This is a genomic window from Acinetobacter sp. GD03645, from assembly GCF_029845285.1.
GTDB lineage: Bacteria > Pseudomonadota > Gammaproteobacteria > Pseudomonadales > Moraxellaceae > Acinetobacter > Acinetobacter corruptisaponis.
Map to the genome: position 1 here is coordinate 34,847 of NZ_JAOCLL010000018.1, position 20,934 is coordinate 55,780.

General features: G+C 40.2%; 34 protein-coding genes. 18 read left to right on the top strand and 16 right to left on the bottom strand.

Going from position 1 to position 20,934, the window contains the following annotated elements; all coding sequences use genetic code 11:
* Positions 1-3 precede the first annotated feature (3 nt).
* Positions 4-1,134 carry a YdcF family protein gene (locus N5J47_RS14125; protein WP_279960534.1) on the top strand — a complete coding sequence of 377 codons (1,131 nt, stop codon included), beginning with the start codon at positions 4-6 and terminating at the stop codon, positions 1,132-1,134.
* Positions 1,134-2,162, top strand: coding sequence for an alpha/beta hydrolase (locus N5J47_RS14130; RefSeq protein ID WP_279960533.1), 1,029 nt, complete (start codon positions 1,134-1,136; stop codon positions 2,160-2,162). The genes N5J47_RS14125 and N5J47_RS14130 overlap by 1 nt, the downstream gene beginning before the upstream one ends.
* Before the next feature lie 26 nt (positions 2,163-2,188).
* On the opposite strand, the gene N5J47_RS14135 is transcribed toward N5J47_RS14130, so the two are convergent.
* A complete protein-coding gene (locus N5J47_RS14135) occupies positions 2,189-3,859 on the bottom strand; it encodes an FMN-binding glutamate synthase family protein (RefSeq protein WP_279960532.1) in 1,671 nt (556 codons plus the stop codon).
* Between the two features lie 422 nt (positions 3,860-4,281).
* On the opposite strand from N5J47_RS14135, the gene N5J47_RS14140 reads away from it, so the two are divergent.
* Positions 4,282-5,544, top strand: coding sequence for a tyrosine-type recombinase/integrase (locus N5J47_RS14140; protein WP_279960531.1), 1,263 nt, complete (start codon positions 4,282-4,284; stop codon positions 5,542-5,544).
* A gap of 5 nt (positions 5,545-5,549) precedes the next feature.
* Here N5J47_RS14140 and N5J47_RS14145 read toward each other — a convergent pair whose 3' ends face one another.
* From N5J47_RS14145 to N5J47_RS14200, 12 genes are all read right to left on the bottom strand, one after another.
* Positions 5,550-5,819, bottom strand: coding sequence for a DNA-binding protein (locus tag N5J47_RS14145; protein WP_279960530.1), 270 nt, complete (start codon positions 5,817-5,819; stop codon positions 5,550-5,552).
* 2 nt (positions 5,820-5,821) lie between these two features.
* Positions 5,822-6,061 carry a hypothetical protein gene (locus N5J47_RS14150; RefSeq protein ID WP_279960529.1) on the bottom strand — a complete coding sequence of 80 codons (240 nt, stop codon included), beginning with the start codon at positions 6,059-6,061 and terminating at the stop codon, positions 5,822-5,824.
* Positions 6,048-6,494 carry a hypothetical protein gene (locus tag N5J47_RS14155; RefSeq protein ID WP_279960528.1) on the bottom strand — a complete coding sequence of 149 codons (447 nt, stop codon included), beginning with the start codon at positions 6,492-6,494 and terminating at the stop codon, positions 6,048-6,050. Before N5J47_RS14155 ends, N5J47_RS14150 begins: the two co-directional genes overlap by 14 nt.
* Entirely contained in the window at positions 6,484-7,020 is a 537-nt protein-coding gene (locus tag N5J47_RS14160) for a hypothetical protein (RefSeq protein WP_279960527.1), read from the bottom strand. Before N5J47_RS14160 ends, N5J47_RS14155 begins: the two co-directional genes overlap by 11 nt.
* Positions 7,020-7,433: a hypothetical protein gene (locus N5J47_RS14165; protein WP_279960526.1), complete on the bottom strand. Its 414-nt coding sequence runs from the start codon at positions 7,431-7,433 to the stop codon at positions 7,020-7,022. Before N5J47_RS14165 ends, N5J47_RS14160 begins: the two co-directional genes overlap by 1 nt.
* Entirely contained in the window at positions 7,433-7,777 is a 345-nt protein-coding gene (locus tag N5J47_RS14170) for a hypothetical protein (protein ID WP_279960525.1), read from the bottom strand. The genes N5J47_RS14165 and N5J47_RS14170 overlap by 1 nt, the downstream gene beginning before the upstream one ends.
* 9 nt (positions 7,778-7,786) lie before the next feature.
* Positions 7,787-8,011, bottom strand: a complete 225-nt coding sequence (locus N5J47_RS14175) for a hypothetical protein (RefSeq protein ID WP_279960524.1) — start codon at positions 8,009-8,011, stop codon at positions 7,787-7,789.
* 141 nt (positions 8,012-8,152) lie between these two features.
* A complete protein-coding gene (locus N5J47_RS14180) occupies positions 8,153-9,412 on the bottom strand; it encodes a hypothetical protein (RefSeq protein ID WP_279960523.1) in 1,260 nt (419 codons plus the stop codon).
* Positions 9,409-10,530, bottom strand: a complete 1,122-nt coding sequence (locus N5J47_RS14185; RefSeq protein ID WP_279960522.1) for an ATP-binding protein — start codon at positions 10,528-10,530, stop codon at positions 9,409-9,411. Before N5J47_RS14185 ends, N5J47_RS14180 begins: the two co-directional genes overlap by 4 nt.
* Before the next feature lie 2 nt (positions 10,531-10,532).
* Entirely contained in the window at positions 10,533-10,862 is a 330-nt protein-coding gene (locus N5J47_RS14190) for a hypothetical protein (protein ID WP_279960521.1), read from the bottom strand.
* A complete protein-coding gene (locus tag N5J47_RS14195; protein ID WP_279960520.1) occupies positions 10,862-11,314 on the bottom strand; it encodes a hypothetical protein in 453 nt (150 codons plus the stop codon). The genes N5J47_RS14190 and N5J47_RS14195 overlap by 1 nt, the downstream gene beginning before the upstream one ends.
* Positions 11,315-11,376: 62 nt before the next feature.
* A complete protein-coding gene (locus tag N5J47_RS14200; protein ID WP_279960519.1) occupies positions 11,377-11,952 on the bottom strand; it encodes a hypothetical protein in 576 nt (191 codons plus the stop codon).
* A 220-nt stretch (positions 11,953-12,172) separates the two neighbouring features.
* Between N5J47_RS14200 and N5J47_RS14205 the strand changes: the two genes are divergently transcribed.
* Complete coding sequence (locus N5J47_RS14205; RefSeq protein WP_279960518.1) at positions 12,173-12,595, top strand: hypothetical protein; 423 nt, start codon at positions 12,173-12,175, stop codon at positions 12,593-12,595.
* Here N5J47_RS14205 and N5J47_RS14210 read toward each other — a convergent pair whose 3' ends face one another.
* The 3 genes from N5J47_RS14210 to N5J47_RS14220 all read right to left on the bottom strand — a co-directional run bounded on the left by N5J47_RS14210 (position 12,596) and on the right by N5J47_RS14220 (position 13,930).
* Positions 12,596-12,853, bottom strand: coding sequence for a hypothetical protein (locus tag N5J47_RS14210; protein WP_279960517.1), 258 nt, complete (start codon positions 12,851-12,853; stop codon positions 12,596-12,598).
* 65 nt (positions 12,854-12,918) lie between these two features.
* Positions 12,919-13,218: a hypothetical protein gene (locus N5J47_RS14215; protein WP_279960516.1), complete on the bottom strand. Its 300-nt coding sequence runs from the start codon at positions 13,216-13,218 to the stop codon at positions 12,919-12,921.
* A gap of 22 nt (positions 13,219-13,240) precedes the next feature.
* Positions 13,241-13,930: a LexA family transcriptional regulator gene (locus N5J47_RS14220; protein ID WP_279960515.1), complete on the bottom strand. Its 690-nt coding sequence runs from the start codon at positions 13,928-13,930 to the stop codon at positions 13,241-13,243.
* A 129-nt stretch (positions 13,931-14,059) separates the two neighbouring features.
* Here N5J47_RS14220 and N5J47_RS14225 point away from each other — a divergent pair, with 129 nt between their 5' ends.
* The 14 genes from N5J47_RS14225 (at position 14,060) to N5J47_RS14290 (ending at position 20,832) form a co-directional block, all read left to right on the top strand.
* Entirely contained in the window at positions 14,060-14,293 is a 234-nt protein-coding gene (locus N5J47_RS14225; RefSeq protein ID WP_087546697.1) for a transcriptional regulator, read from the top strand.
* Complete coding sequence (locus N5J47_RS14230; protein ID WP_087546698.1) at positions 14,290-14,565, top strand: hypothetical protein; 276 nt, start codon at positions 14,290-14,292, stop codon at positions 14,563-14,565. The genes N5J47_RS14225 and N5J47_RS14230 overlap by 4 nt, the downstream gene beginning before the upstream one ends.
* 46 nt (positions 14,566-14,611) lie before the next feature.
* Entirely contained in the window at positions 14,612-15,097 is a 486-nt protein-coding gene (locus N5J47_RS14235; RefSeq protein WP_279960514.1) for a hypothetical protein, read from the top strand.
* A complete protein-coding gene (locus N5J47_RS14240; protein ID WP_279960513.1) occupies positions 15,094-16,140 on the top strand; it encodes a hypothetical protein in 1,047 nt (348 codons plus the stop codon). The genes N5J47_RS14235 and N5J47_RS14240 overlap by 4 nt, the downstream gene beginning before the upstream one ends.
* Positions 16,121-16,819: a hypothetical protein gene (locus tag N5J47_RS14245; protein WP_279960512.1), complete on the top strand. Its 699-nt coding sequence runs from the start codon at positions 16,121-16,123 to the stop codon at positions 16,817-16,819. Before N5J47_RS14240 ends, N5J47_RS14245 begins: the two co-directional genes overlap by 20 nt.
* Positions 16,816-17,460 carry a DNA cytosine methyltransferase gene (locus tag N5J47_RS14250; RefSeq protein ID WP_279960510.1) on the top strand — a complete coding sequence of 215 codons (645 nt, stop codon included), beginning with the start codon at positions 16,816-16,818 and terminating at the stop codon, positions 17,458-17,460. Before N5J47_RS14245 ends, N5J47_RS14250 begins: the two co-directional genes overlap by 4 nt.
* Entirely contained in the window at positions 17,457-17,726 is a 270-nt protein-coding gene (locus tag N5J47_RS14255) for a hypothetical protein (protein ID WP_279960509.1), read from the top strand. Before N5J47_RS14250 ends, N5J47_RS14255 begins: the two co-directional genes overlap by 4 nt.
* Before the next feature lie 5 nt (positions 17,727-17,731).
* Positions 17,732-18,265 (top strand): hypothetical protein, encoded by a 534-nt coding sequence (locus N5J47_RS14260; RefSeq protein ID WP_279960508.1) that lies wholly within the window; start codon positions 17,732-17,734, stop codon positions 18,263-18,265.
* A gap of 202 nt (positions 18,266-18,467) precedes the next feature.
* Positions 18,468-18,821 carry a hypothetical protein gene (locus tag N5J47_RS14265; RefSeq protein ID WP_279960507.1) on the top strand — a complete coding sequence of 118 codons (354 nt, stop codon included), beginning with the start codon at positions 18,468-18,470 and terminating at the stop codon, positions 18,819-18,821.
* Positions 18,808-19,230, top strand: a complete 423-nt coding sequence (locus N5J47_RS14270; protein ID WP_279960506.1) for an HNH endonuclease — start codon at positions 18,808-18,810, stop codon at positions 19,228-19,230. Before N5J47_RS14265 ends, N5J47_RS14270 begins: the two co-directional genes overlap by 14 nt.
* On the top strand, positions 19,223-19,513 hold the full coding sequence (locus N5J47_RS14275) for a hypothetical protein (RefSeq protein ID WP_279960505.1): 291 nt from the start codon (positions 19,223-19,225) through the stop codon (positions 19,511-19,513). The genes N5J47_RS14270 and N5J47_RS14275 overlap by 8 nt, the downstream gene beginning before the upstream one ends.
* Positions 19,510-19,923 carry a DUF1064 domain-containing protein gene (locus N5J47_RS14280; protein WP_279960504.1) on the top strand — a complete coding sequence of 138 codons (414 nt, stop codon included), beginning with the start codon at positions 19,510-19,512 and terminating at the stop codon, positions 19,921-19,923. The genes N5J47_RS14275 and N5J47_RS14280 overlap by 4 nt, the downstream gene beginning before the upstream one ends.
* Positions 19,924-19,926: 3 nt before the next feature.
* Positions 19,927-20,094, top strand: a complete 168-nt coding sequence (locus N5J47_RS14285) for a hypothetical protein (protein WP_279960503.1) — start codon at positions 19,927-19,929, stop codon at positions 20,092-20,094.
* The gene (locus N5J47_RS14290) at positions 20,095-20,832 is read left to right on the top strand and encodes a hypothetical protein (protein ID WP_279960502.1); all 738 of its coding nucleotides are present in this window, start codon (positions 20,095-20,097) and stop codon (positions 20,830-20,832) included. It begins immediately after the preceding gene.
* The last annotated feature ends 102 nt before the right edge of the window (positions 20,833-20,934 follow it).

Genomic DNA, 20,934 nt, shown 5'->3' on the forward strand with positions numbered 1-20,934 from the left:
GATATGGCTCAAGTACATTGGATGGTCAGTTTAGTGCGGATAGTCACCATACTATTTGTGCTATTGGGCTGCTTTGTGCTTTTTTTATATTCTCCGTTTTACTCACAGCTTGTGGTGAAAGGGCTAAATTATTTTGTACCTGTTGATGTCAATGAGGTGGCCGCTGAAAGCCAGAAGGCAGCGGCTTTAAGTGAGCATGAGAATCTGGAACCTGGTTCCAACTTATGGATTGCGCGTCAGGCTTATTTAAAACTGATGGAAAAAACTTTTCAGTCAGAAAAACCTGAAGATTTAAGGTTGATACAGGCACGCTATAAATTGCTGCAACAAACCATTATTGATGAACAGGAAAAAGAAGAGCAAAAAGAGAAGAAAAACAACATTCCATTGTTAAATCAAAAAGCAGAGCAGGATCAGGACAGTTCAGCAGTTGTGATCAGTTCTCCCACAGATTTCTTACAAGGCAATACACCTGATAATCAGGCGCTCATGGGCAAGTATCTGGCATTTTTAGAAACCTACCCTGTTGCATTGCCTGTGAATGAAGATGAAAAGGATGAGACCAATAAAGATCTGGTCGAGTTGAAAAAAAATAAGGATGGGGATATTGAGCCTAAAAATACCTCACAGCCTTATGCGATTGTTGTGCTCGGTGGCGGATTGACCCTTGCTGAAAATGGTAAAGATATTGTGGTGAACAACTACACACGCTTACGTCTGGAAAAGACCTTGAGTGTGGAGAAAAAGTATAACCTGCCGATTGTGTTAAGTGGTGTGGAAGCACCTTATATGCAGGCATGGTTAAAGAAGCGTGGGATTGAGGCAAAGCTGCTTGAGAATAGAAGCATGAATACCTGTGAAAATTCCAGATTCAGCTCTTTGCTGTTGCAAAAGAAAGGCGGTGCGCCCACCGTGATCCTGATTACTGATGAGTATCATATGCCACGGACACGCCGTTTATTTGCCTTGAATGGTATTGAAACCGTTCCTGTGTTTGCACCCATGCCAACCAGCTTAACCCGTTGGCGACCTAGTCAACAAAATTATGACCATAGTCGCCGTGCCAATTATGAAATGCTTGCCACGGTTCGTGATATGTTATTTGGCTCTAGTGATTGTCGGGAGATACCATAATGTCCAATATTCCTTTTTTAAATCCGACAATACTCAAACAACTGGATTTACCTGTTCCGAATCGTGAAACCACACCACAGGTTTTGGAGCCACTGGATTTATCAACCACAACTAAACCCTCTAAACCTTTACAGGCCTATCGTAAGCTTTATGGCTTACACTTGCTTGACTGTGAGCATTGGCAGGGTTATGTGGAAATGCCGTTGTTCCGTTTGCATGTGCAGGTATTTCAGCCAAGACAACAAAAGATTCAGGGGACAGTCTGCCTGCTGCATGGCTATTTGGAACACAGTGGAATCTATCAGCCGATTATCCAGGAAATCCTGGATCAGGGATTTAGTGTGATTACCTATGATCTTCCTGGGCACGGACTAAGTAATGGTTCACCTGCCAGTATCCAGAATTTTGACCATTACCAACAGGTTTTACATGCAGTATATGAAGCGGTTCATGGGGCCAAACAGTTGCCTAGACCGTGGTTAGGCATTGGTCAAAGTACAGGTGGTGCAATCTGGATGCATCATTTACTGGAGTTTGCAGAACGTCGTGAAGATCCAATTGTTGATCGGGTTCTGTTATTGTCACCGTTGATTCGTCCCGCTAAAACCGCCTGGTGGCACAATTCAGTTGGCCTAGGTATTATTCGTCGCATTAAAACCCAAGTGCCACGACATTTTCGCCGTAATAACCATAACCCTGAATTTTTGCGTTTTGTGCGTTTAAAAGATCCATTACAACCCCGTATGATGGGCATGGACTGGATTTTGGCCATGTCAAAATGGATGCTGGAAATGGAACAGCGTCCAGCCTGTCGTATTCCAGTTTGGTTGGCGCAAGGTGCACTCGATCAAACAGTCGATTGGCGCTATAACATTGAATATATTCGCCGTAAGTTTAGGTTGCAGACTTTGTTGATGCTGGAAGAGGGTTCACATCAATTGATCAATGAACGTGCTGATATACGTGCTGCACTGACAGGTTTGATTCCTGCTTTTTTACATGCGAAGCCAAATCACCACTATTACTAGTGGTGATTTCTTATTTAAATTTTGTATTAAAACTGATCCGCATCCGCCAGTTTCCACATTCGATAATAAAAGTTTTCATCATCATCTAAATTATTTTGCAGTAATTCATTTTCCTTGAGGAAAAAATGAATCTGGGCATAATTTTTAATTTCACGATCATTCAAACGCTGGGCCAAATGATGCGCCTTAATATCTGAGGGATGACGTAAACCTGCGGCGGCGATCATTTCAGAAAGCGCATGCAGTGTATTTTTATGAAAATTAAAAACACGTTCCGCCTTGCTGGGTACATCAATGGCTTTTTGTCGGTCTTTATCCTGTGTGGCAACTCCAACAGGGCATTGATTGGTATGACAACTTTGTGCCTGAATACAACCTACAGCGAACATAAACCCCCGTGCGGAATTGACCCAGTCTGCACCAAGTGCAAATGTACTGGCAATGTCAAACGCGCTGATAATCTTTCCACTGGCGCCGATCTTGACCTGACCGCGTAATCCTGCACCTACCAGCGTGTTATGTACAAAACGTAAGCCCTCTCTTAAAGGTGTACCAATGTAATCGCTAAATTCAATTGGTGCAGCGCCAGTTCCACCTTCAGAACCATCGACCACCACAAAGTCAGGAGTGATCCCAGTTGCGAGCATAGCCTTGACGATACTCATAAATTGCCAAGGCTGCCCAATACATAATTTGAAGCCAACAGGTTTGCCACCAGACAGGTCCCTCAGTTTTTGAATGAAATGCATCATTTCAATAGGGGTGTTAAAGCTTGGGTGACGAGAGGGAGAAATACAGTCGTGGTCTCTGGAAACGCCACGGATACGGGCAATCTCCTCAGAGATTTTATGTTTGGGTAAAATGCCACCATGACCTGGCTTGGCACCTTGTGAAAGCTTAAGCTCGATCATTTTAATTTTTGGGTTTTGGGCCTGTAGGGTAAATTTCTCAGGATGAAATAATCCCTCAGGTGTACGACAACCAAAATAGCCACTGGCAATCTGCCAGACAATATCGCCGCCATTTTCCAGATGGTAAGGGCTTAAACTACCTTCACCTGTATCGTGGTAAAAGTTGCCCAGTTGGGCACCCTTGTTTAAAGCCCGAATCGCATTGGCACTTAGGCTGCCAAAGCTCATGGCCGAGATATTCATAATTGAGGCGCTATAAGGCTGGCTGCATTGCGCATTGCCAATCAGAACACGAAAAGTGGATGGATCGGCAGGTGGGCAGGGTGCCATTGAATGTACAATAAAACGGTAGTTGGGTTGGTAGACATCAATGATTGAACCAAAGGGCTTATCTGCATTTTCATTTTTTGCACGTTGATAAACCAGGCTGCGTTGCATTCTGGAAAAGGGCAATGCATCCTGATCAGCTTCAATAAAATACTGGCGGATTTCGGGGCGAACATCTTCAAAAATAAAACGGAAATGTCCCAGAATTGGATAGTTTCTTAAAATCGCATGCTTTTTCTGGAGCAGGTCATATAAGCCAACCACACTGAGCAGGCTTGCCACGAGCCAAAGCCCATTCAATAAAGTGTCGGAAATAAAATAATAAATGCTATGCGGGGTATAAATGACCTTGAACCAGCTAATGGTCAGCGTGATCAGGATACAAAGGAACCAAACCGAATGTCTTGAAAAGAAAGTATTAAGTAATTTATGTCTTATAGCTTGTGCAGGGCTAGCCATAGGCAGGAGATTCCTATAATTCAGCAATCCACAAACCATGCCAAGAACCGTCTTTAACCACAAGTAATGAATTGTTAGACTTGAGAATTATTCTCTTAAATCAGCTAAAATTCAGTTCAACCTATCTGGATAAATTTTCCGATTTTTTTCAATATACATTTGCTGATAAGGCCCTTAAATTGTTGCAATCCCTGAATATCCAGACACGCTTGGGTGGTTTCTACCTGTTCTATAATACCACTGTGGATTTGTTGAATTTTATAATTTTATAAATAACAATTAGTTATTTTGTTTTTTGATAGGATTTTATTAAATAAAAGATGCACCTGTAGACTATTTGTAGACTGTTGAGAAACATGGTTAAATCTAAGTTCGCTAAAACTTTTCTAAACCACCTTATATGGTGGTAAACGGATTTAAACATGAAACTCAACAAATCTAATGTTGATGCTATTCCATTGGTGGAAAAAGGTCAAAAAATATATCGTGATTCTGAACTTATTGGGTTCGCAGTCAGAGTTACCAATAAAAGCAAAACTTATATAGTTGAGCGCAGGCATGAGGGGGAATTATTTAGGGTCACAATAGGAAAGACAACTGATCTACCTGCAACAAATGCACGAGCCAAAGCGCAGATGATCTTGGCGAAGATTTCAAACAATGAGTATGAAAAACCAACTAAGTTAAAAAAAATTAACAATCCATTAGATATAACGGTTAATGAAGCTCTCCAGATTTATTTGGATAGGAATGACTTTAAGCCAAAGACCATACGGCAATACAAGAAATATTTTGATCTTTACCTTGGGTGGGGTAATAGAAAGCTTTTTGAAATAACTAAGCAAGAAGTATTGGATAGATTTATTGAGGTCTCTAATATCAGTGAATCATCAGCGAATGGCTCCGTATCGTTGTTGGGGACACTATGGAAATATATCCATGTGCTTTACTCAACCGATGAGGATCCAATACTTAAATCAAACCCTGTAGATATTATTTCCGTTACTAAAGGATGGAATCGCATCAAAAGTAGACAGAGGCACTTACATAAAGATGTGATCCATAAGTATTATCAGGCTGTAATCAACTATCAGGACGAACTTAATTTAGAAAATACTGCACGCTCAAATACTCATCGAGATATGGTTCTGATGTGTATGTATACGGGTTGCCGTAGGCAAGAAGCATGTAAATTGAAATGGGAAGATGTAAATTTCAAAACGGGTAGTTTGACTTTTCGTGATACAAAAAATGGTACTGATCATCATTTCCCAATTGGCGATCATTTAATTAGTGTATTAAAAGAAAGATGGTTATTAAGAGAAAATGATTGGGTTTTCCCTGCGACCAAGATGCCTACGTCTTGGAACATGCATGCAACTAAGGTGGATACTCTAATAAATAGAGTGGGAGAGCAAGTCGGATATTATGTATCAATGCACGATTTTCGTAGAACGTTTGCAACCATTTGCAATCTATTGAGATTTAATATTTATGTCACAAAACGACTTCTTAACCATACAGCCCGCCCAAGGATTGATGTTACTGGTGGATATGTTCAAATACCTAATGAAGAGTTACGTGCATCTATGAATATGATAGAGGCAGTTTATCAAGGGAAAATTGATTGTTTTAATTACCAGTCTGTATGGGATGAGCGTCTAAAAGAAATAAAGGCGGGGTAACCGCCTTATACTGTGGCAAGCTGTGCAGTATTTAGCACGGTCTTGCTTTTTTCATATTGCAAGACATCTTTCTTTTTATATGAAACACGTCTACCAATTTTATAGAAAGGCATGGTTGATTGATCACAGCGCATTCTAGCAAGAGTCCAGGGTGAGCAATCTAAATATAGAGCAACAACTTCTTGGGGAAAATTTTGTTCGTCATTAGCCCGAATAAATCTATCCAAGTGTTCTTGCTGCTCAGCATCAGTAAGATTTCTAAGGTCTTTTAGCATCTTCACCCCTCCGCATCCGCTTTTGATAAATCAACACCCCATGTCAGACCCGACATTAACACAGCACCCAGCGCATCTTGAAATGTACGACCTGCATTACTCGCTTCGATAAATATTTCTATTGCCTGCCGATTGATAACCTCTTTTTGCTGACTTGGCAGGCCCCTTGAATCAAGACTGCCTTTCCCATTCATTCTAAAAACAAGAGGGTGTAGCACCGTTGGCGCTTTATTCTTTTTCATTTCCGCCCCTTGCTGCTTCTACCATTGCTTTACAATGTGCTGCTGCCTTTTCAGCTTCTTCTTGTGTATCGTAAAACTCATAATAGCCAACATCATTATTAGGCTCGTCCCAAGTAATCGCAGCAAAAAGAGGGGTGGTTTTCCAATAATATTGACGCTCAACCTCTACAGCTTCTCCAATATCAATATCAGCTAAGAAATCTGCATCTGTTAAATACATGCCCTCACTTTCATCAAGATAACAAGCCTCAAGTTCTGATTTTGGCACCATAACATAATCAACACCAAGCAACTTTTCTTGAAGCTCTTGATTGATTTGCTGTTGCTCTCTTAATGCCGCATTTGTGCCAGATAAAGCAGTTTTGAGTTCTCTAATTTGATTATGTAAGTCTTTTTGAATCTCGATCTGATCATTAATGAATTTACTGTTCATTGCCATTCTCCTTTGCTACTGCTTCAAAAAATGAATGTGCCTCAATCAAAGCTTTGCTTTCATTTATAACTGCCTCTACTTCATCTTTAGTACCAACAAAGAATTTTCGTTGACCGTTTTGATACACCCAAGCTCCAAATTTGGTAATAGATGGCAAGTGAATCGTATGATGCTCATTGATTTCCATAACTTCATCATCTTGAATATGCTGAGCAATAAAAGATAAATCATCCTCTTTTGTAGCGAAGTTTTCTGGTTCCTCAGCATCTTGCCACCAAGTCTCAATCTGATCTTTCTGCGCCACCACACACCCGTCGAGTTTTTTAGCTTCGTGGGCTTTGGCTGCTTGCCATGTACACCAGCTTGAATTAATTTCATTTAGGGCTTCACTATATTCCTCACCCCATTCAATTAGCTCATAAACATTTTCCAATTCGTTATATTGAATATTCGGCAAATATTTGAAATCCACACCTTGTGAAAGCAGGTGTTTTTCATGAGCAATTTTTTCTTTCTGAATATCCATCACGCATTCGCCCCAGTTAGTTTTTCGATTTTTTCAGCAAGAAGGTTTGCATCGACAACAATGTAATCCTCATGATCATGTCTTGCTTTAAATGACCATACCGCCACCCATGATTGCAATTCATTACCAACGCTTGTTATCTCCATAACCGCTTGGGCTTTGGCTTGAGCCAGAGCTTCACCCTGATTTAAAAGCATCTCATCAAGGGTATCTATTCGAACTTCCATGCGAGCTATGGCTGCTTGCCATGCTTCCCAAGCAAAGTTCATTGTTTCAGGAGCATCGCTAGGGCAAAAATCCTCATTAGGCCAATACGAATTTGTTTCTTCGTTGTAATAAACAAATTCACTTTTGATTGCCAATTCAGCCAATGGTAATCTTTCAAACGCCAATCTTTCTTTCTGCAAATCCATCACGCCACCTCACATTCACGTTTAGATCTAGCAAAAATGGCGTATGCATCATCTTCACTAAAGCCAATATCAATTAAGAAAAATCCATGAGGGGCAATTGGATCCCATTTAGTGATATCACAGTCGTCCATCATTGATTCCCAATCATCACTTGATACGCTAGATTCCATCCATAGAGTAACCGTCTCAATGTTGAAATGTCGCTTTAATTCAGCCCATTCTTCATTGGTAAAAAAATCGGCTTCACTTTCTAAAGAATTTAAATAATTTAAAAATTCAGGGTGAATCCAAGAGCCTGTTTCATCTCTAACAACTTCGACAGGATTTAATTGTTTAATTTCCATCACACCACCTCAACTTGCTAAAGGGTTTTGTTGTAAAAGATTGAAAATCTTGTCGTAAAAAGAAGGGTGAGTTTCAAACACTTCATTTCCAATACGCACAAAAGTCAAATCACTAAGCTGCACGATAATCGCACCATCAAAAATCATGGCTTTGGTTTTGTTACCCTCAAAAACAGAAGCGCTTGCTTGTGGATTTGCTTCAAGAAACTCTAAAAACTTTTCACCAACTTCCATTACGCCACCTCCAGTTTGCTTCTTTAAACTTCGCATTAATAATGAGGTCGTCAATCTCACCGATCCCAACGTTTTCAAAGATGTGTGTCATCTTGCTCCCGAACACAGTTAGTGTTCGGGTAATGGTTGAATAAGAGAATTTCATGTGCTGACCTCATCATTGGCCGCAGTTGCTTGTTCAAGCTCAAATCTACGCTTTTTCACATAAGCCATGAGGCGTGGCTGAATATCAGGATGACGTGTAGAGACATCAATCTCTAAAGCATCAAGCGTTGTGAGATCAGGTGCATTTTGAATCTGAACCATTAATGATGGTGGTTCTTTTAATTCAACTTCATTTGAATCCTGAATTTGGCAAAGTCTTTTGGAGATTTCTGAAAGCAATGGAGCACGTTGTTCTATAGTCCAATGGTGTGTTTTTTCAACAACACTGTTTGCCTCCTCTGGTGATTCTGCGTGAATAACAACAGCCATTAGGTCAGCATATTCAATTTCATATTGAGATTTATCGCCAACATCTAAGTAGGGTTTGTCATTATGGAAGCGGGTCCATTCACGATTTTTTGAGTTCTTGTCTGCTGTATCATCATCCAGCTTCTGGGCATGATTGACAGCCGCAGAGGCTATGGCATCAAAATTGGTAGTTGGTTTTTCTGAAGCCGTAGCAAGCTCTTTTCGCTTCTGTTCAAGTATGCGACCGTATGTTTGAACTTTATCATCAGACATTTTGCTTTTATGCTTTTCAAAGCTGACTTCAAGTTTATCCAGCTGTTCAGTAGTGCTGACAGCAAGCAAATGATTTATCAAAACATCGTCAGTAACCAGTGCAGATGATGTCTTTTTTTCAACATCATTTGATGTTGAAGATTGGGCACTGACAGGGCCAATAATGTCATCAATAGATGAATCATCGCTTGTGGCTTGGTTAATCTGCTGATCAACTTCAATAGGTTTAGCGGATTTTGACTTGTTACTACGTTTTTTAGGCAGCCCAACTTCAATAACAGCAATATCACAAGTTGGGAAACCAACAGCTTTGCAAAATGCATTGTATTGAAGCTTGGCATTTTCACTGTCACGCTGGGCAAAACCACCCATGACACTTTCAATCATTCCGTCAACTTCACGGTTAAACTTTTGGTGATAAACAACCCCGTGAGATTGCATTACAAAGATATCTTGACCATCTTGGATCTCATCCATGCTCAATGGTTTGGCAAACCTGATGCCAGCCAGTTCGATCATTTCAAGTTGAATGCAAAACTCATGATCAGGCAGGCCAAACACCGTGGCAGGGAATTGGTCTAAAGATTCAAACTCACCCAGAATATGGCGGCAAAGAATAGTCTTGCCAGCTTGCAAAGCGCTAAAAGCCTGTTGTGCAGTTAAAATATTACTCATGCCTTAATTCCTTGTTTTGCCAAATTATCAATTTCTTGTTGAACTGCCTTAAACCGACCAACTTCAATTTGCATGAGAGAGTCAATGCCGAAATATTCACAGATGGTTTTTACATCAAGCCCGCGCTCATCAATGAAAGCCTGTAATTGGTCACGCTGGGTGTCTGAAATGCCGTTGAACTCAGGAGGACTGATCCATTTGTTTTTGTCTTTATCGTATGTACACTTGAGCGCTTTGGCACGTTGTAGCATTGCCTGACGCATGTTCTGGTAATACATATGATCCTTAACCAGAGACTCAGTTAATTCGTTTAAATCCCCAGCATGTTCAGCTTCATTACAGCTTTGTTTCCAGTTCTCAAAATCCTCAAATGCTTTGGCAGATGCTAATTGAGCAGGGGTAAGGGTATTGATGTGTGCCTTAGCCTGAGAAATAAGGTCGGCTAAAAATGTAGGGCTAACCTTTAGATCAGGAACCCAAACTTCACCAGTATCGCCACCTAGTGCACCTGCATTTTTAGCGTGATGGGTGTCAGTAGGGTTGAAGCTGATTACACGTGCTGATTTTCCCTCTTGGGTTCTGACAGTGGTCAAATAACCCATGACATCCGCAATACGATAAAGCTCATTTCGGTTTTTACCGCCAAGGTCTGGGCGGTGAATGGTTTGATCACCATTTTCGCTTTCAATCGCGTGGGCAATGAAAACAACATCCTTGCCCATAGCAATAAGCATATGGACATAACTTTTAAAGATGTTATTTGCTGAACCTTGGGCCTTTAATTTTAATGTGCCGTCTTTCTGGCGATTTTCAGAAATACCCAGTAGGTGAGATTTAATGCACTCAAGCATTGCGCCCACTGTATCAATCACAACGGTATTGAAAGGTGCCAAGTCTTGAGGCGTAAGGTTTGCAATGTCTGTCCATTTCTGAACAGGGATAACCGCACCACGACGCAATTCACCAGTACGATGTGCACCTTTGTCGAAGTCGAATGAAACCGCCTTGTCAGCAGTAAAGCCCATTGAGGTTTTACCAAGACCAGGATCAGCGTAGATGTAAGTAATGATTGCATTAACCTGCAACGGCTGATCAGAAGTAATAATATTGATAGCCATGATTACAACCCCTTATTCGATTTAGCGTTGTTGTAAGCCATACGTTGATTCTTGCTATATGGCGTACGTTGGAAGCAGTCTTTTGAGTACATTGCTTCACGCTCTTTTTTGCGTTGATCACCAACTTCTTGCTGTAGATTACGAAGAATCCACGGTTTAGCTTTCAAATAATCAGGTTCAACAGGCGTACCGCCGTTTTCTGATTCAATACGAATATCAGTAAAGGTGTAGTTGGTTGAAAAGGTTTGAGGACCTAAGCGAACGTGGTAGCGTCCAGCATCATCACGAGTAATGAACTCGCGGAATGGGGTAGTGAAGCGTTTCTTTTCCATTAGACTAACTCCACTAATTTATTTTTTTCGATATATGCTGCAAGCTGAGCATTGATATTGCGATGATCATCAAAATTGGTGAAATCGCGGTATTGGTTGCCATCACCATCAGTAATTTGACCAACTTCCAAGTCAATGATTTCGATAGCTACAAATTCAGAACCTACAATTCCGTTGTAGTCAGGATGTTTGTCAAACACGAATTTAACTGGAACGCGGAAACCATCGAGATTAATGATTGCTTCACCAGTTATGTCTGAAGTTAGACGCAGAGTCATAATGCCGTAGGCACTTGGCTTAATATCTGGTGTAAAAGTTGGGGGAGTTGGTTTGGCCAACTTGGAGCCTAAGGCTGCACCGCCAAACACCAAGCCCGATGCTACTGCCCATGTCGTCAACACAACTTTGCCTAACTGGAAAGCTGGGTTGTGATTAATTGTTTTTTGTTCCATAATGAACTCCTTGGTAGGAAAAGCACATCAGCAGTTAAGAGGGTTGATGTGCTTTTTTATTTTTAGATGCCTGTTTCTAAAACTTTGCCAGTGCAGTCAGTGCAGCGAGTGCAGTCAGTGCAGCGAGTGCAGTCAGTGCAGCGAGTGCAGTCAGTGCAGCGAGTGCAGTCAGTGCAGTCAGTGCAGTCAGTGCAGTCAGTGCAGTACATACAGTTGTTATTGCTTGCAGCCTGCTTTTCAGCTTGTTCTTTTTCTAATTCTTCATCATAAAAATTACAACCAGCATCAACCCAAACACCATCATCGGCTTTTGCAACTTCGCCGTGTTGTAATGTGTATGCACGAGCTTCAAACCATTTCCGTAAATATTCAGTTCTGCCGTAGAAGAATTTTGCAAAGTCAGGAAGTAGCTCTCGACCAACATCTTCTGCTGTTGAAGAATTTGTTTCTTGTGTAGTTAAAACTTGCGCCCATCCTGCGATGCAGTGAGATGTTCCACAGTGACTATGCCAAGATGACATATTGAAATGTTCTGGGTTTGCCAGGATCTTTTCACGGATTTGGTCAAGTAGAGCAATCTGTTGTTCAAGTGTTGGTTTTTGAACTTCGATTACTGGTTCGTTGTCTAGTTGTGTCATAATTACCTCATACGACTTTGTGTTGTTGTGGAAAGCCCTGTTTGATGTGAGAGTCGGCGGGGCTTTTTGCTGTGTATGAGTTAAATATACCTGTGAGGTAAATTATTGTAAATACCTGTTGGGTAAAATTTAGAAAAATAATTTTTACTTTTAAGGTAAAATATTTTTAAATAGACAAAAGAAAACCGCCAATGGTGGCGGTTGAATGGAGTTTATTGAGATGATTGCGATTACAGACAAAGGGGAGTTAATCCCAATTAAGAAAGGTCAGGCATTTACATGTGTTGGATTTTTAGGTGTGATTGTGACAAATCCAGAAGATTTGGCTAATGATGAAATGGGGCTTATTGGTTCTCGATTCTCTTACCCAGATTCTGAACAGCTTCATTCCTTGATCCTGCAAGTTTTACATAAATATCGGACTCATAGGTTTTGGCGGGGGAAATTATTTAAACTTTTTCAGAAAATGCCATTAGTTCGAAAGAGCACCCCTTTATCCGATAAATCATTTTCTATACAAGCTATCAATGCTGATGCTCTCAGAGAGATGCTACTTAAAATTCCCTTGGAAAACCTTACGCAGACAGGCAAGGCATCCAGAGAGAAAGGTATTACTTCCAGTAGAAATTTCACTAAAGAATAATTATTTCTTTTTCTTCACAAGCTCTGCCACAGCAACTACATTGTGGTCAACATTACCAATTGTTGACTCAATGTTTTTTAATCTTTTCTCTAAGTCATTAAGCCTATCACCAATATTGTAGTAGTCCATAACACCGATAGGAACTCCGCATGATGAGCACTGCACAAATGTTAATTTAAAATTTGAATTTCTAATCCGATCTTGCTCAACCAATTCAAATGTAGAAGAGCCACAACTACCACACTTTGATCTTGCCATAATTTCTCTCCACCCGATCTGTTGTCATCACTGTGTCGGGTTCACAGTATTTAATTTTATAATTATCAAGCGCCATACTTTTCTAATAACTCATCAATCCAGCCTTGCGCCTGATCCAAATTGCTTATATCTGCCAGTTTTAGGTTGGTGCCCTCGGCTTCGTTAAAACCCTCAATAATGGCTTCAAAGATATTTGCCTCATTAATGACCTCGCGCGCCATTTCTGCGGCATCATAGCTTTGCTTAGCCTTTTTAAGTGATGCTATTTGTTTATCAATACCATCACCTATTTTACCAAGCGCTAGTTTAAATTCTTGTTTGTTAATAGATAAGGCAGTTTTGGTTTTGTTGAGTGTAGCGATCATGATTTTATTCCTAGGTTTACAGTTAAAATATTGTGTACCTACCCACGACCTTGCCAACCAGTCTGCAATTACAATCAATTGGTATGATTTGCTTGTGCCAGTTGGGATTGATTGGGCGCAAATAATAGTCACCATCCTCGACTACTAGCTCTTTAAATGTTGCCTCGCTATCACCATCACACGCCATAACTACCAGATCACCAGTATTTAGCTCATCGAGCTGGAATGTTGGATTAACATAGATGCGATCTTCTGGTTTAAAAGTAGGTTCCATTGATGCACCTTTCACAATTAAACCAAAACCGTATTGCCCAGCCCTTGGATTGTAAGGAATCCATTCAATCACATGCGACATATCGGCCGAGACAACAGGGGTAAAGTCACCAGCTTGCACCCAAGAGATAACAGGTGTTTGTTTGCTGGCAGGCAAGCCATCATGAATGATAGGCGGTATATAATGATCAGGTAGGCTTTTTGATAGGTTGTCTTGCGATTGATCCAAAAAACCCTTGGGTTTATTAAAGGCCTGCTCTATTTTTTCTGCTGTTTCATCACCTATGTTTTTAGTTGGATTTTTCCCAATATATTGACTAAGCAAGTTATAGGACATCTGAATTTTTTCAGCAAACTCAGTACGATCCAAACCTGAGTCTTCCATAAGTTTTCTAGCATTACTCAGCCTTATCTCATGAATTGTTTGTAATTGAGTCACAATCAAATCTACCTATACAACATTAATTAATAATTTACCTATGGGGTAGAAAAAATAAATACCCTGTCAGGTTGTTTTTTATTTACCTTACAGGTATATTTATATTTAATTTACCTGAAAGGTGTACTTATGCTTACGCTTTATGAATTTTGGCGTGGACTAGAGAAAAGTGAACGTATCCAATTTTGCGAAACAGCAAGCATTTCTTATAGATACATGGAATCTCATCTAATCCACGGTCGAAAAAAACCAAGCATGGAAACCATTCAGAAGATGGTTGATGCCAGCAATAAAAAACTAACCCATGAGGGATTGTTTAATTTCTTTTTGGGTAAAACCTCAGAACAACAGGTGACAGTATGAGTTTGGATAAAAAATCTACGCATGTGCGTTTATCTCCCGAAATCCATGAACGAGCAAAAGTTCTGGCTGAAATTAAAGGTAAAGACCTAGCTCAATACCTTGCGTTTCTTCTTGAGAAAGAAATCGTAGGTGAGTGGCATGTCCTTAATTTACAAGCAAAATCATTTGAGCGCTTGGGATTAGGGGCTTTAGTAAGGGAAATCTCAACTGAGGTTAGCTTCTCGGAGGGATTTGACGGGATTTACGGGGATTCAAGCAAAGAAAAAGCCTGATTTCGTGGATCAGGCTTTTAGGCATTCATAACTATAGGAAATGAACATGACAAATATACCAAACCAAGCAACGGCCAGCAATAACGATTTTGTGACAGGTGATTATGTGGTTCTCACATCACCTGGCACTGAAGATGTGTTGTTAGAGATCATCGACCACAAATATACACCTGACATGTACAGGGTAAAAATTCTGGCCACAGGTTTATGTGGACCAATTTTCAAAGACGAAATCCGCCACGCCACTGCTGCTGAAATCGAAGCGGGTCATCGGATTGACCAATTTAGCAATCTAGGAAACTCAGGGAAAACCGATTCATTGGGCGATGACACTCACGTCGAAAAGAAACAGCAAGTTGAGTTGCTGCAAACAGAAGTGGCTCGATTGAATCATAAATGCGAGATGCAGGCTACAGAGATGCTGGCAATGCAGGCAGAGATTGATTTGTTGAGAGATGCAAAGGCAACGGAGCAGGCGATTGAGCGAGAAATTAATAGCACTGTTTGCCTGGTTGAGGGTATGCATTTATGAGCAATTTAGCATACAAGCAGCCCCAGCAAGGCCAAGTTGTTCAATTTCCGAAAAAAGAGCGACAAGCTATGTCGGATTCATTAAGCAAAGGCTTCATTATGAAAAGCCGACTCTATCACTATGAAGTCGAGCCTTTTCTTACTGATGCCGCTAAAAATGTGTATTCCGCAATTATGGGGTACACCAACGGTTTTAATAAGCCCTCTGATCATATTTCACATCGTCAATTGCAGGGTGGGAAATTAAAAGGCTCAAGCAAACTTTCATCAGCCACAGTGTCATCTGGTTTGAAAGAATTAATCTGGTTTGGCGTTATTTCTGTTGTTGAAAAAAACAATAAGATTGGCAACAAATACCAGATCAATGAGGTCTCTTTGGTTGAGTATTTTGAGAAATTCAGCGCTTTAGAAATCAAAGCACTGCGCATTAGTAATGAAAGCGCTTTAATTAGTGAAGCGCTTCAATTAGTGAAGCAGTCCGCTTTAGTAAGTAAAGCGCAAGGTGCTTTAGTAAGTAGTGCATCAATAGAGTTTCTTTTTATAGATTCTTTTAGAAATATATTAAATAACTCGCTTCGCTCAAACAGACCACTTGAAAATCATTTTTTTGTTTTTCAGGGAGAGAAAAAACAAGCCGTTCTTGAGCAGCAAAAAATCGAAGCTGAGGAAAAGGCGAAAGCCGAAAAAGAACGCAAGGATAAAACTCGCAAGCTGTCGTATGACGAAGTGATCAATCTCACAAAAACCGTTTTTGTAAATCTCTGTGATTTCAGTCTTTGGGAACAGTACGTTTCTCAACGTTCGACTACATCAAAAACCAAACTTACCAAAAATGCCCTAAATGCGATTTATGAAGATTTCAAAGCATGGGGTGTTGATGGGTCAAATCAATCACTAAAAGCATCAATCGCTGGTAGCTATCAGGGATTATTTGCACCTAAAAATCATGTGCCAGTACAAAAAACACAGTCTTCAACTCGCTGGAGTGAAATCCAAGAGTTGATTGAAAAAGAGGAGCAAGGCAATGACAGCTATGGTTTCTAACGAACAACAATCAGTTCAGCCTGTGAACTCTGCTCAACTAGTAGGGATTTTTAAGGCAATTGCACCACGATCTTTTGAGAAAACTTTTGATGGCATGCCTACCGATGCAATCAATCATGCAATGAAAATCTGTATTGATGGGTTAAATCGAGATCAGATCAATGTGGGTTTGGCACAGGTGCGTGACAATGGTTTTTGCCCTGATCTGGCAATGTTCCGCAAATGGTGTCTTGGTATCAAGGGATTTGGTACTGAACAACAACGGGCAGTTGATTCATTTAAGAAAAAGCATGCAGCACTGGCAAACATTATCAAATGGCGATCAGACAAAGATACAAAGATCACCAATGCTGAAAAAGAGGCATATGACCGTTGTTATGAGAGTTTCGTAAATCTTGATTATGCCTCCAACTTTGAGCGTGCTTCTTACAATGTCTATGAGGCATTCAAGGAAAACTATGTTGATGTTGTTAATGAGTTTGCGGAGCAGGGAGTTGTCCAAGGCGAATGGATTAGACCTGTGGCGATTGCCTGCCAAAACTTTAAGCGTGAGGAATGGAATGATAGTCAGTCTGAGAAATCTGAGACTGAAAAGGTTCAGGCGCAAGAATATATCAACAAGTTGAAAGAGCTTCTTAAGCGTCCTCCACATGTTGATGAAGTGGGAGGTGCGGTGTGAGAATTTTTAACGGATTCGCTGGCCTAGGTGGTAATAGCCTGCATTGGAATAACTGTGAAGTCATTGCAGTTGAAGAGAATAAAGAGATTGCGGATGTATATCAAAAGCTGCATCCAGATCACTTGGTTATTGTTGGAGATGCATACCAATACTTTAAAGAAAATCATGAGAGTTTTGACTTTGCTTGGTTCTCTCCGCCATGCCAGAAACATAGTCGCATGATGAAAGCGACTCGCCATAAAGTAGCTGATTATCCTGATTTTCGTTTGTACGAATTAATCACATTTTTACAGCATTTCTTTCGTGGTGATTGGGTTGTTGAGAACGTTGTTCCGTATTACGAGCCCCTAATTCAGCCGACTAAGAGAATAGGCCGTCATTTGTTTTGGTCAAACTTTGAAATCAATGCAGAAGAAGTGAAACAACCAAAAGGCTTTATCACTAAATCCAACCTGCAAGGCAAGCAAGAAATGATGGATTGGCTTGGTATGCAGTTTGATGAAGTTATTTATTACAAGGGAAATCATTGTCCAGTCCAAGTTTTAAGAAATTGTGTTCATCCAAATTTAGGAAAGCAAATCTTAGATAGTTGGCAAGGAAAGAAAGCAGAGCAGCAAGACTTATTCGGAGAGGCGGTATGAACGAATCAATGAATCTGAAAATAAAGAGGGAAGCTGTCGGGCATAGTATTGATATTTTGCTTTATGCAGTGAGAGCAACTAGTCCATTTAAAATATCTGAGTTGAGAAAAGATGTGGTTGAGTCAACGAAGACTAAGACTTACAGCATAATCTTGATTTTAATAAGTTTTGGTTATATCGAAAAGGTTTCGTGCTGCACGTACCAAGCAACTGATTTTGCTAAGGAAATGTTTGGTGTGGGCGTTACTAAGAATGACGGGGAGTAAGGGCGATGAAATTTGGGAAACAAGTGCAAATTACAGAACTTCTTAAGCAAAAAATTATCACCGAGACTACATATCAGAATGAACGAATTGTGAAAGAAGAGGGTTATTTATCAGAATTGGCTTGTAATCACAAGTGTTCGTGTAGAGATGTGCTGACTTTGGGTGATGTGTTTGAGCGAGAGTGGATCAAGACTACTTCATCTGTAAATGATGAAATGCAATTTCTTAATGGTCTCGGAACTTATGACAACTTTTGCTACAACACAGTAATCATCACTTCACAGAAGATTAAAAACAGACTTGGTCAAATGAAAGTGATTCATGAATTGGATATTTCTGCTGGGCCACATGGTGAGCACGGGAAGTTGATTAAATTCCCTGAGGCTACGCACATTTTAGAAGTTAAGAAAAAGGCGGCGGAAGTCATTATCAATGCTTATAAACATGGCGATTGGTACTTTCACTTACGAGATGCTAGCAATGGAGAGGGGTGCAGCAAATGTGCTGTAACCGAAAAGATTTTGGAGCAAAGCCAATGAACGCAATGCATAACTTTAAAATTGGTCAGTGTGTCTATGTTCCAGTAGCTAAAGCTTACTACTACATCAATGGCATCAAACAAGACTGCTATACGGAAATGTTTGGCAGTGAAGCTTGCTCTTTATATTTGAACAAGAATCCGAACACAGCAACAAGGTCAAAAGGCACTATAAAACTATCTTCTAGAAGTGTGGAGATCGTATGAACGCAATCCAATTTATTCAGAAGAACGGCATTGAGAAAGCAAGGGAAGTTGTTGAGGGTGCGCCTGAGCATTCACTTTGCTACGACTTAGAACAGCAAAAGCATGTGGCTTATGAAGATACATCAATTGCAATGTGTTTCCTAAAGAACCGTTTTATTGATCTTTCAGAACTCAAGCGCCTCGTTGAGAGCGTTGATTTAATCAAAGGTGTGCAAGGAATTGAAGAAGCTAGAAGCATATTGCAGAACATTGTCGATAACCACGCAAGCAATAAGTACGCAATGAACTTTGAGAAGCCAGCTTTAGAACAAGCCATCGCAGACTGGGAGTGTATTTATGAAGCTAACTAAAGCTCAGCGAGCAGAACTTAAAATGAAGTTTGGTGGAAAGTGCTCATATTGCGGTGAAGAGCTTGGGGAGCGTTGGCATGCTGATCATTTTAAGCCTGTTGTTCGTGACTTTAAATTTGTTAAGTGCCCAAAAACTGGCTATTTAAAAACACAATCGACAGGTGAGTTGCATAAGCCAGAAAACGATCACATCGACAATATGATGCCAAGTTGTATTCGCTGCAATTTAAATAAATCATCAATGTCGCTTGAAAACTGGCGCAGAGTGCTAAGCGACTACATTAATGGCCTGAACAATCATGGCAAATATGCAATGTATCAGCATGCTAAGCGTTTTGGACTAATTGTTGAGACACAAAAACCGATAGTTTTTCATTTTGAGACATATAAGGCGGGTGAGCATGTTTAAGGTCGGGGATAAGGTTTTAACAATAGACCCGTGGTTTGGTAACGCCTTGCTGATAATTGATGATTTTAGAGAATGCGAGGGAACATATTATGCGATTTTCTCAGATGGCGGGTTCTTTCGAGTCAATGCTTTGAGGACAGCCACTAGAAATGAAATTACAGCAGGTTATCGCGCTGGATCAAAAGAATTTGATTTGTACTGGTATGGGCAAAGTGAAGCTGATGCTATCAAAGAGTATGAGGGATACCAGGAGGATTTGATCCAAGGTGGTGAATCTCAATGACATCAATGAGCGTCGAACAATACCGCCGTGAAATTCTTAAACAAGGTGACAAGCCTAAGGCTGTTAAACGCAACAAGTTTAACGCCCAGAAAGTTGAATGTGATGGCATGACTTTCGATAGCAAGAAAGAACACAGGCGGTATATCGAGCTGAAAGCAATGCAGCAGAGGGGTGAAATTTTTGGCTTAGAACATCACACCAAATTTGAACTTGCACCAAAAACACAGCTTAAGGGAGAGAAAAGGGCAAAGCCAGCCTTGCGTTATTTCGCAGATTTTACTTACTACATCATCACTGGTGAGTATGTCGTGGAAGATGTGAAGTCAGCAGCAACAAGAAAGAAAGACAGTTACAGGAACAAAAAACATTTGATGAAAACGGTTCTAAATATTGATGTGAGAGAGGTGTAGGCGATGAGACAGAAAAATAATGATTGGTTATGGATTATTGGATTTATTGTTTTGGCGGTTCTGGCTATAGCAGTCAATACATGGAATACGAAACAAATTTGTAAAACGTCAGAAGTTTATTGGGTAAAAGGCACCCAATACAGCTGCAAGTGGTTTAAAGGAGCGCAATAAATGTTAGTTGAAAAGTTTGATTTTATAGAGTTGTTGCGCTTGGCCATTGCGAATGGAAACGGTAAAGGTGCTGTTACCAAGGAAGTGATCTTGGGCGAAATTGCACTTTTATCTACCAATGCTCGGATGTGGGCTGAAATACTATTGGAGAAAGTTGATTTCGAGCGTATAGCTAAAATTACTGAAACAAAGAAAATTTATGAGACAAATATCATTAATGGCAGAGAAGTCAAAAAACGTATTGATGAGATACCTGGCAAGGTTGAAATCATAAAAGGTAAACCTGCATCTGCTGACTTTTTCCGCGTGCGAAATAAATTGGCTGTGAAACTTCATAATGAGATGGTGAAAAATAAATTTAAGCCTGCAAATTTTAATGGTGACTTGGTTAGAACAGCAAAGGGTATGGCTGAAATTGTTTTACGTGGACATCTATTTGTAAAAGCCATGTGTGGTGGATGTCAGGGAATTGGGAAATATGAGTTGTTTTATAACGGACAGCCTGATGGGTCAAAGTTCTGTGATAAATGTGGTGGATCAGGAAAGCGCCCTTACACATTGAACGAAAAAATTGATATTGCAGGCCTTACATTGACTAAAACCAATTACCTTAAAAGCTATCAAAAATATGAAAATTTTGGAGAATCAATTGTTGCACAATGGGAAAATGAAATAAGAAGCCGTATATCAAGGTCATTTCGTATTGATTTACCAATAACTGAAGATGCACATGCTTGACTCTTGGGGATACACTTTGATATAAGTATTTCTAAAATGGGCGTTTTATTCGTTGGTCGCCCTGAAATTAAATTAAAGCTCGCATTCGCGGGCTTTTTTGTT